Source organism: Fischerella thermalis PCC 7521, assembly GCF_000317225.1.
In the GTDB taxonomy this organism is placed as follows: Bacteria; Cyanobacteriota; Cyanobacteriia; order Cyanobacteriales; family Nostocaceae; genus Fischerella; species Fischerella thermalis.
On sequence record NZ_AJLL01000106.1, the window covers coordinates 27729 to 42810 of the forward strand.

The 15082-nt window shown below is 37.6% G+C and carries 9 protein-coding genes and 1 pseudogene; 3 read left to right on the plus strand and 7 right to left on the minus strand.

Going from position 1 to position 15082, the window contains the following annotated elements; genetic code table 11:
- Nucleotides 1-66: 66 nt before the first annotated feature.
- A complete protein-coding gene (locus UYK_RS0123015) occupies nucleotides 67-2361 on the minus strand; it encodes a GumC family protein (RefSeq protein WP_009456685.1) in 2295 nt (764 codons plus the stop codon).
- Nucleotides 2362-3198: 837 nt separating this feature from the next.
- Between UYK_RS0123015 and UYK_RS25715 the strand changes: the two are divergent.
- Nucleotides 3199-3388 (plus strand): annotated as a pseudogene (locus UYK_RS25715) (IS701 family transposase); the annotation flags it as partial.
- A gap of 7 nt (nucleotides 3389-3395) precedes the next feature.
- Here the strand turns inward: UYK_RS25715 and UYK_RS0123020 are convergent.
- Complete coding sequence (locus UYK_RS0123020) at nucleotides 3396-4448, minus strand: J domain-containing protein (RefSeq protein WP_016872239.1); 1053 nt, start codon at nucleotides 4446-4448, stop codon at nucleotides 3396-3398.
- Nucleotides 4449-4983: 535 nt separating this feature from the next.
- Here UYK_RS0123020 and fabG point away from each other — a divergent pair.
- On the plus strand, nucleotides 4984-5682 hold the full coding sequence (gene fabG, locus UYK_RS0123025) for a 3-oxoacyl-ACP reductase FabG (protein WP_009456679.1): 699 nt from the start codon (nucleotides 4984-4986) through the stop codon (nucleotides 5680-5682).
- Nucleotides 5683-5976: 294 nt separating this feature from the next.
- Here the strand turns inward: fabG and UYK_RS0123030 are convergent, their stop codons facing one another.
- Nucleotides 5977-6933, minus strand: a complete 957-nt coding sequence (locus UYK_RS0123030) for a ribonuclease Z (protein WP_009456677.1) — start codon at nucleotides 6931-6933, stop codon at nucleotides 5977-5979.
- Nucleotides 6934-7429: 496 nt separating this feature from the next.
- On the opposite strand from UYK_RS0123030, the gene UYK_RS0123035 reads away from it, so the two are divergent.
- Nucleotides 7430-10051 carry a CHAT domain-containing protein gene (locus UYK_RS0123035; RefSeq protein WP_009456670.1) on the plus strand — a complete coding sequence of 874 codons (2622 nt, stop codon included), beginning with the start codon at nucleotides 7430-7432 and terminating at the stop codon, nucleotides 10049-10051.
- 64 nt (nucleotides 10052-10115) lie between these two features.
- On the opposite strand, the gene UYK_RS0123040 is transcribed toward UYK_RS0123035, so the two are convergent.
- The 4 genes from UYK_RS0123040 to UYK_RS0123055 all read right to left on the minus strand — a co-directional run bounded on the left by UYK_RS0123040 (nucleotide 10116) and on the right by UYK_RS0123055 (nucleotide 14940).
- A complete protein-coding gene (locus UYK_RS0123040) occupies nucleotides 10116-10853 on the minus strand; it encodes a DUF928 domain-containing protein (RefSeq protein ID WP_009456668.1) in 738 nt (245 codons plus the stop codon).
- Between the two features lie 508 nt (nucleotides 10854-11361).
- On the minus strand, nucleotides 11362-13248 hold the full coding sequence (locus tag UYK_RS0123045) for a sensor histidine kinase (protein WP_009456666.1): 1887 nt from the start codon (nucleotides 13246-13248) through the stop codon (nucleotides 11362-11364).
- 83 nt (nucleotides 13249-13331) lie between these two features.
- The gene (locus tag UYK_RS0123050) at nucleotides 13332-14009 is read right to left on the minus strand and encodes a response regulator transcription factor (protein WP_009456662.1); all 678 of its coding nucleotides are present in this window, start codon (nucleotides 14007-14009) and stop codon (nucleotides 13332-13334) included.
- 271 nt (nucleotides 14010-14280) lie between these two features.
- Nucleotides 14281-14940, minus strand: coding sequence for an HAD family hydrolase (locus UYK_RS0123055; protein ID WP_009456660.1), 660 nt, complete (start codon nucleotides 14938-14940; stop codon nucleotides 14281-14283).
- Nucleotides 14941-15082 lie beyond the last annotated feature (142 nt).

A 15082-nucleotide genomic window follows, 5' to 3' on the forward strand; every position in this document is an offset into this window, starting at 1 on the left:
TGTAGGGAGTGCAGATGTTCTCCCTTGTCTGCTTTGTCTTCCCATTCCCTGATCTCTGTTGTTGTTTTACTGAGCAGTATTAGCAATAATACCAACTAAATTCAAGTTTTTCAAAATATCCGTAACTTGAATAACATCAGGTTGAGTAATTTTACCAAGGCATGACACCATGATGATGCGATCGCACAAGGTTGCTAAAATTCTGGCATCAACTGTCTTGAGAATGGCGGGAGCATCTATTAACACCAAGTCGTAAGTCTGCTCAAATGATTCCAACAGTTCCTTCATACGTCCAGAACTGAGCAATCTGACTGCATCTTCAATTGGGGAACCGGCTGTTAAAACATCAATGGAGGGATGAACTGGTTGAATGTAATTGTGATCAGAGGTATTGCTTTCATCAACCAACAACAGAGATAGTCCCCAATCGTTGGCAAGTTCCAAGGTTTTGTGCAGACTCGGTTCTCGCAGATTGGCATCAATCAACAACACCCGTTTATGCATACGAGCAGCACTAACCGCTAGTCCCAAAGCAATGCTCGTCTTACCTTCTTTTGGTTGTGCGGATGTCAACATCACGGACTTAAAAGAAGGTGTGATGATTTGTAGATTTTGATAAGCCATATCCAACGTTTCATGGGATGGCCAAGTAGCGTAAACAGGCAGAGTTTTGCCCTCAGATGTGTTTTTCTCTTTGTGAGAGTGCCACATCTTGGGCAAGTGTAAAAGCTGTTTGTAACGACGAGGCTTGCTCAGTTTTGGAACTGTTGCGAGTAACCGCAGATTTGTTAGCCTTTGTAACTCTGAGGGAGAGGAGATCACATCGTCAGACAATTCCCGGATTACGGCTGTTCCGACACTCAATAAAGGTGCTATGATCAATCCTCCCAGAAGGAAGAATAAGCTGTTGCTACCTAAATCAGTTCCGCGTTGGGGTTCTTCCAATACTTGCAAGTCAGAGCCTATTTGAGCAATTCTTAATCCTAAAGCCTGTTGTGCTGCTGTCATTTGCTCAAGTTTTTTGCGAGTTGCTTGCACTTCAGGTAACAAACGGTTGTACTCCGAGATGAGGCTGGGATATTTGCTGAGTTCTGAGCGAATTTGCTTTTCTGATGCAACCAAACTCTGTTCACTAGCACGTAGTCCCTCAACCGTTGTCTGCACCTCGATTAATTGTTGCATGAGCTTTTGATTTACTTCTGTTAGCAATCCTGGAATTAATTGCTGTTGTTCTGGGTTGGCTGCGGGAGATGGTTTTTCTGCTAATGCTTGCTTGAGTGTTTCCCACTTGCTTGGTTCAGTCGAGTTTGTGTTTATTGCTTGCTTAGGTGAGTCTTTGGTAGTGAGCGATCGCTCAATTTCTTTTTGTAATAACTCTAGTTGGCTTTGGTGCTGCTGAATCAAGTCTTTGATTTTGGGAGAGTCGTCTGTATAGCGTTGACGTTCTTTAGCTAAAGACAATTCTGTTTTTTGAATTTCATCAAGTAGTGTTTGATAAGGGTTCGACTGACTCAGACTTGAGGTAAGGGCTAAATTTTGCGGAGAATAAGCTATTTCCTTTTGCAGATTTTTGTGGCGCGCTTGGGCATTTTGCAATTGAGCGCGAGTGGTTTGCAATTGTTTTTTAATATCTGCAAGGGTTTCTAGCAGGATTTCACCTTGCACTTCTGGGTCAATTAAGTTGTACTTTTTGCGAAACTTTTCTAGATTTCCCTCAGCTTGCTTGACTTCCTGTTTAATTTTGGTGAGGCGATCATTAACAAAAGTCAGTGCTTGATCAAGCCGTTCCTGTCGTTGTTTGAGAACATAATCTGTGTATACTCTTTGCAGAGCTTGTAGAACTTTCTGGGTTTTTACAGGATCGTTGCTTTCAAAGGAAAGCTCAAATACTTGCCCAAAAACTTGATTAGCTCCAGTTCCAGGATCTATGGCAGTGATCGCTAGAGGTCTTTTTTGAGTCTTCTTACCTTTGATATCTTCAACTGTGAGATCTGGATACTCAGAACGCAACGAATCTACGGCTTTTTGAATCAGTTTGGAACTGAGTATTAAACCTACTTGAGGACTGTATTCTACACCTTTTAATGTAGATGCGATCGCATCTTTATTTGTACTTGTTGGGATATTATTTGATACTTCTTCTTCTGCGAGATTGGAACTCACAAGTATCTGCATAGAGCTTTGATATGCAGGCTTTGCTTTCAAAGCTAAAAGGACTGCAACCGACATCACTACACAGGAAATACCCACAATTAAAAAGCGCCTGCGAAATAGAATTGTAGAGATTTTTTTGATATCAACCGTGTCTTTTGGGGAGGTCAAAACCAGTTTTCCTCTATCCAGACTAGTGTCATTCACCATCGAAATCCTCGATTAAATCTGCTGTATACCTAGCAATGAAACTGATAGCTGTTCACTGTTAACTGTTTTAATAGTCATGTAAATAAGCTTCAATAGGCAAAGAGAATAGACTTGTTTGTTAGTTGATGATTTTCGCAATTTTTGATTCATATTAACCTAAAGTGATCATCACGAAATCGTCAATACCCTCGACAAAGATTTGCTATTTTCTTATAAGTCTAGTTTGTTAAAATATATGAATATGCTTTGGTATTTTATACAATAAATTTTATATTTACACTCATGGTTATAAATTTTGCTGACATTTAAAATATTGCTGAATTACAAATATTTTTAAGGTTACTATTCATACAAAAAAATAGTATATTAACACACTTAACAATATGTAATCTGTCTTGGGAATTGCAATGAATTAATCAAGGTGGAATGTTGATATTCTCTAGCTTTAGCATCCAATTTTTTCAATAAATACGGAATCCTGTGAAGCTTGTTTATTGAATAAATGGTAACAAAGAGAAAATTTGAAATTTATTCAAATAAACAATTGATTTCATGAAATGACCTTGTATAAAAATAGCATTAACAAGAGTCTGCAAATATCCAAACAAAAATTTGTTACTCCTATGCTTTGTATTTTATATTTCAAAAAAAACTATCAAGTTACTTAAATACTTTGAATTATTATCCTAGAAAAAATTAAAGATTATGTAAACTTTCAAAAAACAAGGGGGATATGAGGATATGGGTAAGTCCGCGCCAATATTTCAAGCTATCCCTGTTGTCTCACTTGAGCAGTAGTATAAGAAGATACAACAGGTAGAACTTCGCCACAGAGCATGGTATGTAATGAGTAAATACTCAGACATTACCCCAAGAGATGTTGGGAATTTTTATGGGTTAAGAACTTGGATTGAATATGGCTGAAAGCAAAGTAAACACGAATTGGGTTGGGCGGATTATCGTTTGACTCGCTATCAAGACCCACACGCAATCGTGGGAGATTGTATGTAGTGTTCACCTACAACTGATAACTGTTAAAACACTATTCTTGCACTTAATTCTTCCAACATTTGTTCTAACAAATCTTCCATCACTTCCTCGTTCATCTGTTGCAAAATAGTTGGTCCACAGAGAAACTCTTTGATTGTAATTTTTTGCTCTCGAAAATCCTTCACAAAATCGCGGATATGAGAAATAACTTGAATTTCAGATTCAACTTGTCCTAACATCTGATCTATAGGATCAATTCCTTCTTTGGCGATTTTGCGACAATCAGCAACTATCATCCCTTCTGGGGTATTTTTGACTAAACGCAGTTCTCTCTTAATTGTCTCATATTGCGTTTTGAGGAATTCAGTTTCTTGTTCTAAACGATGACATTTGCGAGTTAAATCATCTTCATTGTTACTATCTACAGATTCTCCTGCTTGATGTTGTCGTTCAATTTCTAAAAGTCTGGCTAAATCCCCTTCTTGGTAAGCTTTATTAATTTCCTTCATGATTTCTGTATGACGCATTTGCGTTTCATCATCAGTCACCTTATCAGGGTGAAATATTTCTGCTAACCTCAAAAATGTATTTCTAACCTTTCTCGATTCATCAGATTTACTTGTAGGGGTAAATTCTGAATGTTGTTGATGCTGATAATTGTTTTGTTGAGAGGAACCAAAAAATTCTTGCTTTTGATCATCTGTTTCAAACAGTTCATCTAATTCTGTGTCTGAATCATCGTGATCGCGTTTTGGACTAATGATTCCTGCCATCTGGAGATTGCGGTAAATTCCTTCAATACTTTTCTTGGTTTGTTTCCCGAACTTTCTCGTGGCAAATATTTCATCGAATAAACTATGAATTTCTTCGTCGATTTCTGCAAGTTTTTTAAAGCTAGCAGTACCTCTATGAAATATTTCTGTGGCGAAAGAGCGCATCTGCTCAACAAAATTATTCAGTTCCTTTTGTTTCTTCTTAATCTGTTTCAGCAGCCATTGATGTTCTTTTTCTAGCGCTTCTAGACGAATATGGAGAGATGAAAGAGCTAGTGTAGTTGTGGCAGTTACAGGAGATGGGGAAGAGGTACGTCTAGCCATAGAGTAAATAGGTTAAATTTAAGTTAAAGATTACAATTAAAACTCATATTTAAATTGTTATCAATCCATAATTTCTACCTTACTACTTTATGGCACTATATAATCCTTGAAAAGTACAATCTTTTATTTTTATTTCAGAATCAGAGTAGTAGCTCGGCGGATATAGGTTGAAACTGGTTCATCTGTCGGTGTGAATATCATTGCATAAAGCATGATACCGCTAATTAAATCATGATGTTACCCATGCCGTAATGTATGATGAGCTAATATTACTAGCTCTAACTTTTATTGTTAGTGATTACAAATTTCGAGACTATCTACGCGATCGCCAACATCCAACAGTAGAGGTGATGTACAAGACTTAGTGGAGCGTCAAGGTTTACTATGGTTGTATACTTCGATATTGGCAGTATTGCCGAAATTCATACCAGCGCTAGTTGTCATGTGGTTTAAAAACCGTGGTAGAAAGAAATTCTGGCTGTATTTTAATTACCAACCATTGAGAATTTGATATATTGCAGAACTAAACAAACTCATGAAAGGCAAGCACATTTTACTCACAGGCGGTACTGGTGGATTAGGTTTAGGCGTGACACCAGCAGTTTTAGCGCAAGGAGCAGCAGCAATCACAATTCCCTATTACAACCCCAAAGAAGTCGAACGTCTCAAGGCAATTCTCTCACCTGCTGAGATTGCCAGAATTAAGTTTGTCTGTGCAAATTTAGCAGAAGAAGCTTCAGTAGAAAATATTATCAACCAGATGCAAAGAGTAGATGTGTTAATTCATCTGGTGGGTGGGTTTGCGATGGGGAAAACCCATGAATACAGCTTGGAGAATTGGAAAAAGGATTTTGATTTAAACCTGACTACAACTTTTTTGGTTTGTAAACATAGCCTGAGGAGAATGTTAGAAAATCGCTATGGACGGATTGTAACTGTTGGTTCTAGAGGTGCTGTGGAACCATCTGGACAGCTCGCAGCTTATTGTGCTTCTAAAGCTGGTGTGGTTGCGCTGACGAAAGCGATCGCAGACGAAACCAAAGGAACTAATATTACTGCTAATGTAGTTCTTCCTAGCGTTATTGATACTCCTAGTAACCGGGAAGCGATGGGTGTAGAAAATGCTGATAAATGGGTGAAAGCTGAGTCTTTGGCGCAGGTGATTTGCTTTTTAGCTTCGGAAGCAGCTAAAGATATTCGAGGTGCGGCGGTTCCTGTTTACGGGAGTGTTTAATTGCTGATGGATTGTCGTGATGATGAAGATCGGGTTTTAGGGAACGAACACAGATGTACACCGATGCACACTGATGGATTTTGGTTGTGTGTTTCTGTTGTTTATATTCTACATTTCGCACCTGAAACTGTTACAAAAGAAATGGCGTTGCTGAATTTGGTCATGAATTATGCGTGCATACATTTTTGTAGTTCGATGCCAAATCATTATTGTAGAGACGTAGCAATGCTACGTCTCTTCGGTGTTGGTCATTGGTTTTTCCCATTACCGATTACCCATTACCTAAATTTTATTTCAATATTCAAAGGCTAATTCTGCTTCTCGCCGTCTGGGTACTTCATAAGTCATGAAATCATAAGCCATGTCTGTTTTGGGGAAAATAGCACGGGCTTCCTGAAGTAGGTCTTTTAATTCTATGCCATTACCAGGAGCGTAACGAGGGCTAAAATGAGTCATGATCAAGCGATGCGCCCCAGCAGCTAAGGCTGTTTGCGCCGCCATTGTAGATGTAGAATGTAGACGCTGAAAAGCCATCTCAGCATCTTGATGAGAAAAGGTTGCTTCGTGAATTAACACATCTGCATCCTGTGCTAATTCCACGGCGTTATCAGAATAAATTGTGTCTGTGCAGTAGGCTATCTTGCGTCCAATTTCTGTTGGACCACTAAAATCTGCACCATTAAATACCCTTCCATCGGGTAGAGTGACGGTTTCACCACGTTTAAGTTGACCATAAACCCGACCAGGGGGAATTCCCATAGCTTTGGCTTTTTCAATGTCAAAACGTCCCGGTCGGTCTTTTTCTGCCACGCGGTAGCCGAAGGTAGTGATACGGTGATGCAAAGAATTACAGGTGACGGTAAACTCGTCATCTTCGTAAATTAGCCCTGGACGAATGGCATGAACTTTGATAGGGTAAGAAAAATGTGTGTGAGAGTAGCGCAAAGCTGATTGCAAATATTCATTCAATCCAGGTGGACCGTATATATCAATGCGTTCGACATTGCCTGCTAAACCACAACTGGCCAGCAGACCCATTAAACCAAATATATGGTCGCCGTGCATGTGAGTAATAAAAATTCGGGAGAGTTGGCTGCTTTTGAGTTCACTCCGTAAAAGTTGGTGCTGAGTACCTTCACCACAGTCAAATAGCCACAACTCTGCTCTTTGGGGTAATCTCAAAGCGACACTGGAAACATTACGCGATCGTGTTGGTACACCTGAACTCGTCCCTAAGAATGTGATTTGCACAGCGTTATACCCGCCCTCCTTTTACTACTAACTATAATTGAGTGCTTTATTTTATATAGTGGCATGGAATTTTGACACTTTGCCGCAAATTAGGGTGCATCTTTATAGGAGGCGTCTGGTAATAGGTAATTGTGAATTGGTTATTGCAAGACTCAGAACAAGTTCTTCCCAATTACCAACAAGCTATTACCCATTAACGGGTGCGTGCCGTTTTCTCATTTTCTTTTAAAATAAAGGTTTCCACATCACCCAAACTTGGCAATTAGTATCTACCTAAAGATATATATTGCAAAAAATAGTTCAATTAGTATTTTTTATTTAGTATAAATATTTTAATATATACAAAAGTTTTGCAGCTTTACATGATTTCTTTACAGAATATTTATAAATAATCAGTTATTTTTGTAATCAAAACGTTAGATTTGAAAAAAACTACCTATTTTTCTATGGCTATGAGCTAAAGTAATCGATTAAGATTTATTACCATTTTTGTCCTATGTTAAGCAGACATCGGATATTAAATATCCGACGCTTATTGCAGTTTTTATTTATATGCATTTTTGCCTGTGGCTTGTGCATAAAATATTTTCCATCATGGTCAAGAATAGTTAGCGAAGTAATTTCAGTAAAAGCAGTAGTTCAAAATGAATACACTCAGAACTTTCTAACTCCACCGACTGATGTTAATCAGCTGCTCAAGCGAGCTGAGAAAAGATATGAAGCAGAAGATTTCCAAGGCGCGATCGCAGATTGGCAAATAGCTTTAAATCTATCCAATGAAAATCAAAAGGTTAGCAGCAAGATAGCTATTGTTGAGAAATTGGCAAAAGCATATCACCAAATAGGTGAGTTCAAAGCAGCGATCGCCTATTGGGAAGAATTAGTCGCCTATTATCGTCAAACGAACAACTGGCCTAGTGTGGGGCAAATTTTGATCCAGCAAGCACAGGTCTATAATAGCCTGGGTGAACCCAATGATGCCAGGAGGCTTTCTGAAATTGCTTTACAAATTGCTCGTAGTCACCATGATGATACTTTAGAGTCTGCGGCTTTACGAATTAGAGGTGAAGCTCATCGCATTGAAGGCAATTATAACAAAGCGATTATTGATTTAAAATTTAGTATTAAAGCTGCTCAAGATACTCATAATTTAGCATATCAAGCTGCTGCTTTCAATCAACTGGGAATTACTTATATCAATTTGTCTCAAAAAAATTATAACTATGCCAAAATAGCCTGGGATACAGGTGAAATTGACGCAGCTGAAGATTTCACACAAAAAGCATCAAAATATGATTCTCAAGCGTTAGAATCTTTCCAAAAAAGTTTAAGTATTTCCCGTAAATTCAAAGACAAACTCAAAGAAATAAAATTATTAATTTACTCTATTCCACCGACTAATCGAATTGGAAAATCACAACTAGCGACAGCACAATTACAACTAGTTTTATTGCTGCTAGAACGTTTACCAATTTCAGAAGCAAAAGCTTATGCGGCTATTGACTTAGCTGAATTATTGAAGTATTTTTCAGCTGAAACAAATTTATCTTTTGCTAAATGTCCAACTGATGACCGAGAATCACAAGCTATTGATTTACTCAATCAAGCTGTAGCGGTTGCTCAAAACTTGTCAGAATATCGTGCTTTATCTTTAGCATTGGGTAATCTTGGTCACATTTATGAGTGTCGCCACAATTACGAGCAAGCACTGAAATTAACGAAACAAGCACAACAAATTGCACAAACAAAACCAAACGCTCAAGATAGCTTGTATTTGTGGTATTGGCAAGTAGGAAGAATTTTAAAATCACAAAATCGACCACTGGAAGCGATCGCAGCATACGAGCAAGCTGTGACGACCCTAGAAAAAATCTATACTCAGATAGTTGTCACAAATCCAGACTTACAGCCAGACCCTTACGATACGTTAGAATCGATATATCGGGAGTTGATCGCACTAAAGTTAGGTCTTGAGGAAGTTGATTCTGCAATCACTTACCTTGATGCTCTCAAACTAGCACAACTGCGAAATTACTTCCGCAAAGATGATCTAGCAATAAAGTTTCATCCAACTAAAGCTAATTTATTAAGCTCTGACAAAATTCAAAATACAGCTGTATTTTGGTCAATAGTCCTAGAAGAGCGTACCGCAATTGTAGTTTATCTTCCTAATGGTGAAACTAAATTAAAGTGGATCAACTTTGATAGTCAAAGGTTCAAAGATGAAATCAGCAAATTTCGCCTGGGGCTAGAGAGGCGCAGTGACATTGTTTATAATCGCAGGCAGGCACAAAAGCTATATAATTTGATTGTTCGTCCTTTTGCTGCTGATTTAGAGTCACTTCAAGTTAAGACACTGGTTTTTGTTCCAGACAGTTTTCTCTGTAGTGTACCAATGGCAGCACTACATGACGGTCAGAATTTTTTAATCGAGAAATACGCGATCGCATCTACCCCTAGTCTGAGTTTAACAGATCCATTCAAAATCAAATCAGAAAATTTACGGGCTTTAGCTGTGGGACTGACTGAAGATGCAAGGGTAGATGGTCGCCTATATAAAGCTTTGACCAATATCAAAAAAGAAATCGATCAGGTTTTGATGACTATACCGGGTAGCAAGCAGTTACTAAATCAGGATCTTACACGCGATCGCTTGCAAGCAGAACTCCAGCATAGTATTTATCCAATAATTCATATTGCTACTCATGCTGAATTTGGTATTGCTCCTGAAGATACATTTCTCGTCATTGGTAAAAACGAAAAGCTTACCATGACAGACTTGTATAGTATGATTCAAAACGTATCCCAGGGTATCAATTCAGTTGACTTATTGTTATTAACTGCTTGTGAAACCGCCCGTGGAAATGACCATACTAACTTGGGTATAGCTAGTGTAGCAGTCTCAGCAGGTGTAAGAAGTACTCTTGCGTCTCTATGGTCAATCAACGATGCGGCTACAGTGACTTTAGTAACAAAATTTTATCAATACTGGTATGATTACGGTTTTAGTAAAGTAGAAGCTTTGCAGAAAGCACAGCAAGATCTAATTACTCTAGGGAAAAAATATGCCCATCCTTACTATTGGGCGCCATTCATCCTTTTAGGAAATTGGTTTTAGATTAACTTTTACCCTTTTTCCAACTAAACGGAGGAAACGGATGGTGTTCACGAGCTTTAGACCCCTATTCATTTTGTCCTAAAGCAACTTGAGATAAATCTCTAATTTCTGGTGACTTTTCTAAGCTTGCTAGGTCTTTTAATAAATTTGCTGCTAGTTTTCCCAGTTCGCCATCGTTACTGTCAGCTAAGGCTTCACCCAAGGCATCGTACCACATACCTGCTTGAGCATAGAGGCTAGCTCTTTGGGTGCGATCGCTCTTGTGATGCAGTGCTGCTTGTAAATTGGCTGGCATGGGTACAATTGTAATATCTGCTGTAGCTAGTAAATTGCGTGAAGGATGGTTAAAGTCACACAAAATTTCTACCTGCCATAGATATTTTTTACCCAAAGCTAAGCCAGGCAAATTTTCTGGTAGAGATAGTTTCATAACTCCTGGCGAACTCTGCAATCGAGATTTATAAGTTAGTTTCAGTTGCTCGTTAGAGCCTAACTCATAAATAGAGAACTCAAGGGAAACTCTTTGGTGATGAGGTACAAACCAAGCAAAGGTGGGATGACTGGATGTGGTTTGTCCAATGTGTGTAGAAGGAGCAAGCAGGGTTACAGAATCAGCATCTATAGCTTTGCATTTTCCCCTAACTCCTGATGATTCTGTGTAACCACTTGGTGGTTTTTGATTCCGGGGAGGTTTATACGCAGCTAAAGTTATTTGAGTAAACAAAAAAGGGATGGTCAAAGCACAAATTATTAAAATCTTAGGATTAAAAATTTTGTGCAAGAGCCACTGCTTGTGAGTCATTATCTTACCCCCTTGGCATTGCACTCAAAAAATTCATATTAATTGGTAGAGTAGATATGTAGTAGCTTGGAGATGAACAATTATTAATAGTTAATTGCGATTAAATATTTGCCATAGATCATTGCCAATTACCATTGTTTCTAAAAAATATGTTTTGTAAGACAGGCTACATATCTATTCTAATTGTATTACTAGTAAATGACTAATTTCATTTCATATTTTGGTGATTTACATTGCTGAAAACTACATCAGGCTTGCTTATATTTACCATGTTTCACATTTTTTTATAATATTTATTATATTAATCTGCAATGGTCATACTATTAGTAATGGATAAAAATGCTTATATATCATACATATAATATTTTTGCCTGCATAAATCCACTTTTTCAGGTTTTCACAGCAATCATCTGACCTTAGATTTGAAGATTTAGAGAGGCCAGAAGTAGCTTCCATCGCCCTTGTTCGGAATTATTGCTCAAGAATTTTTTATTAAGAATAAAAACAATTACCAAAAGCCAAACTTTGCCACAGGCCAAGATAATTCACAAAGAGTACCTCGAGGAGAAAGAGGCGATCGCGTGAATTTTCCTCTTAATTGTCGAGCTAGATTTCTAAACTGTTGTGTTCCTCTACCTTCTTTAGCTGCAATACTACCTAAGCCATCATCAATAATTTTCAGAGTGTACCATCCTTCATTTTGGGTACAACTGATTTCCAAGCGAGTTACACCTGTAGCGTGCTTGCCAACGTTACATAAAGCTTCTTCTAAAAATCGACAAAGTCCCCGTTTTTGTTCAATGCTTAAATGGTGATCATCAATGGGATCAAATGTTACTATCTTAACCCTAAGTGTACTGAAGCAAGCAAATTCTCGCTGTAATGTATGGTCATAAACTTGATAGAGAACTGTATGAATCGGGTCTTGTAAATTTAGTAGCAGACCATTTCCGAGATATAAACTTCTATCTTGGGTTAGAGGCTCTCTTTGTAAAAATTCATATATACCTCTTAGTTCATAATTTAATTTTTCTAATTCTTTTTCAAGTTCTGGTAGTAATTCTTCTGACGATAAATCTTGTTCACGAATTGTCTTCAATGCTTTAGCCAGGGTTTGCAATGGCCCATTATGAATTGTTTCAAAAGTACGTTCAATTAGGGCTTGACGAGCTTCTATTCTAGAACGCAATGCTTGGTCATACTGGTATAAAGCTGTCATGGCAATACCATTTAAATTTAAAACAAGGATTGCTGGTACTAGTGGAACCCATAAACCCCAATACAACAAAAGTAAATAACTAACAGCTATTAAAATAGTACTGGCAATCACAACAGCAACTAGATTTCGCCATGGGGATTTGGTGAGTCTGGCGAAAGCAATTCCCAAAACACCCCAGCTGATTATCCATACATATTCCCAGCACTCTGCCCAACTATTCAACAGTGATCTGGAGTCCAGCACCGCACTCACTATTGCAGAACTAGCATCTGCTTGAACTTCCGCTCCATAAACACGTCCCTGTGCAGGTTTTATGGATGTCACCGCAGAAGTAGTGATGAAGTCTTTCACACTAGGCGCAGTTACACCAATAATGACAATGCGATCGCGTATCCACTGCGCCTGATATTTTCCGTTTTTAATATCATTAAGAGATAAAATTCTAAATCTTTTTTGACCACTGCGAAAATTGAGCAGCATTTGCACTCCACCAGCATCAGTTCTGACATATCCTCCAGAATTGGGAAAAAATCGGGGTAGTTCAAGATTGCCAAACCTAAGCGCTTGGGGATCACGAATACCGTTTTCTAGGGTGTAACCTTGTTTAGCTAAATAAGTTTTTGCTAAGCAAACAGACAAAGAAAACTTGTATCCTTGTTCTGTTGGTGTTGCCAACAAACTGCGTCGTAATTTCCCATCAGCATCGATAATTTGATCTGAAAAACAAACTTGTTCTGGAGGTAATGTTGGCGGAGGAGCAATTTTTTCCGGTAATACTTTTTCAATCGCAACTAAATTTTTGATATCCTGAAATGCACTAACTAGTTCAGGGTGTCCAGGTTCAACAGGTAAATCTCTAATAATATCAAGACCAATGACTGTGGGTGCTAGAGAATTGAGTTTTCTCAATAGTGCTGCAATTTCTCTATCTGGTATGGGGTAGGTTCCCACCCTACGGATATCTTCTTCATTAATTCCAATAATGACAACATGTTCGTCAATCGCTTCAGCTGGACGTATACGCAGAAAATTATCAAAGGCTAACCATTCAAGAGATTGCATATAACCACTTAAACGAGTAATTATTACCAGCGCTATAACTGCTATTCCTGGTAATGCACCTACACGCCAAATGGCTATTTCCTCTTTAATAATTTTCCACAGTTCAGCCTGCATTGGTTTGTTGTTTGTTGTTTGTTGTTTGATGTTAGTTGTTTGGCATTTGTTTCAACCAACAACGAACTACGAACAGCTAAATATTAATCAATTAGTCCTTCTTCTCTGGCTCGCATTTCCGTTTGAATTCGCATATTTTTTCCCTCTTCAGGATAAACATCTAAAGCATCTTGTAACTTGCTCCAATAATGACGCACCATGCGTTCACCAACACACATGCGCTCTGCGATCGCCTTATCTGTTAATCCTTCTTCAAATGCGAGAGTTAGCACCCTTAACCATTCTGGTTTTACTTCTAATCCAGCATGAACACCTTTAATATCTTTTGTATGAGTTAATCCCTGTAATGCCCAATCTACCCTAGTCAACATTTCTTGACTAGAAAGACTTTTATCGGCAACTGTAAAACCTCCTTTATGAATATCAATATCAGGTCTGATTCGTACTAATGTTCTCACATGAGCACTTTGGACAACGATATTCAAATTTATATGATGTTTCATCAAGTTTCTAAGTAGTTTGACACCTATATCTGGTCGTGCCATTTTGCCAGGACTCTCTGGTAGAGAAAGATCCATAACTACTAAATCAGGTTGCATATTTGCTACTTGCTCAAGTGCTTCTTGAGCTGTGACTGCTGTTAGAAACTCAGCATCCACGTATTTTTTTCGTAGTACTTCTATGGTTCCACCCAATACTGATTCATGGTCATCTATGACTAAAATTTTTAGTAATGCTTGTCTTGTTAACGCTTGTTTCATAATTCACACCCCAACAATTGAGTAGATAACTATTACTGCTACCTAGAAAATTCAAAGCTTGTCATAGAGTGTAGATGCAATCTGTGGAGTTTTCCACAGGTTCTTCGATTTTGAATTTTAGATTTTGGATTTGGGATTGATTCCACAGATAAATCTGGGAGCTTGGATTTTTTCAGAATTCTTGGCTAATAGTAAAAGTTAAAATAAATACTTTGTATTAAAAATGATTTTAAATATACTTTAATTTTAATTCTAGTATAAGCATAATCATCTACCAATATAGGTAGCAAACTAAACTGAGGTTATTAATACAGCAAAAACATTTGCCTGATGTTAAAAATCTAAAAGTTTTACAAATATATTCTCGTTCAGGTAAATTTTTGTAAAATACAAGAGTAGAAATATCAGGATAAGTAATTTGTAATACAAGCTTACCGAGATTAGCTTGTTGTTGTAGACAGATGTAAATAGAAACTTGGGTTAAAACTTCAGGTAAACTAATTTTCAGTAACTCTTCTAGAGTCCTTAAAATAATTAGACTGCGATCTACTGATTCATGTCGCCAAGACTTAGGCATATCAAGATGAAAATATATCTGAGAGTGAGATGTAAACCAGGGTTCTAATAGATGCTGAATTGCCAAAGGAAAATTGTCTTGGATATACACTGGAAATAAGCGATCGCTCAATTGCACTAAAGATTGGTGAAAATTGTCAAATCTTTTTAAAAGTTCTTGAGTTTTACTTGTTGATAAATCTAAATTGCCTCCTGGCAAGAGTTCTAGACTACGACGAATAGTAAAAGATTCCTGTAATATACCATCTCGAATTTTCTCTGCTTCCAAGAACATTTTTAGTGATTGTCTACAACACCACCATTGCAATGCTTGTTGAGTTTGATACAATTTTTTCACTAACAAAATTAGTGTCATAAAGTAGAAGATGAAAATTAAAATTTGTACAGTTAATTGGTAATTCACAGCACATTGATTTCTTTATTATTTTCTCAGACAAATGGAGTAGTATTAAATAAAATACGATATATTTCTCTTCAAAAAATTGCTTGAAGTAGAC

Bases quoted from the DNA above. Each gene is read 5' to 3' on its own strand.
- UYK_RS0123020 (WP_016872239.1), bottom strand. From the start codon at position 4,448: ATGGCTAGACGTACCTCTTCCCCATCTCCTGTAACTGCCACAACTACA.
- UYK_RS0123055 (WP_009456660.1), bottom strand. From the start codon at position 14,940: ATGACACTAATTTTGTTAGTGAAAAAATTGTATCAAACTCAACAAGCA.
- UYK_RS0123040 (WP_009456668.1), bottom strand. From the start codon at position 10,853: ATGACTCACAAGCAGTGGCTCTTGCACAAAATTTTTAATCCTAAGATT.
- UYK_RS0123015 (WP_009456685.1), bottom strand. From the start codon at position 2,361: ATGGTGAATGACACTAGTCTGGATAGAGGAAAACTGGTTTTGACCTCC.
- UYK_RS0123035 (WP_009456670.1), top strand. From the start codon at position 7,430: ATGTTAAGCAGACATCGGATATTAAATATCCGACGCTTATTGCAGTTT.
- UYK_RS0123050 (WP_009456662.1), bottom strand. From the start codon at position 14,009: ATGAAACAAGCGTTAACAAGACAAGCATTACTAAAAATTTTAGTCATA.
- UYK_RS0123045 (WP_009456666.1), bottom strand. From the start codon at position 13,248: ATGCAGGCTGAACTGTGGAAAATTATTAAAGAGGAAATAGCCATTTGG.
- fabG (WP_009456679.1), top strand. From the start codon at position 4,984: ATGAAAGGCAAGCACATTTTACTCACAGGCGGTACTGGTGGATTAGGT.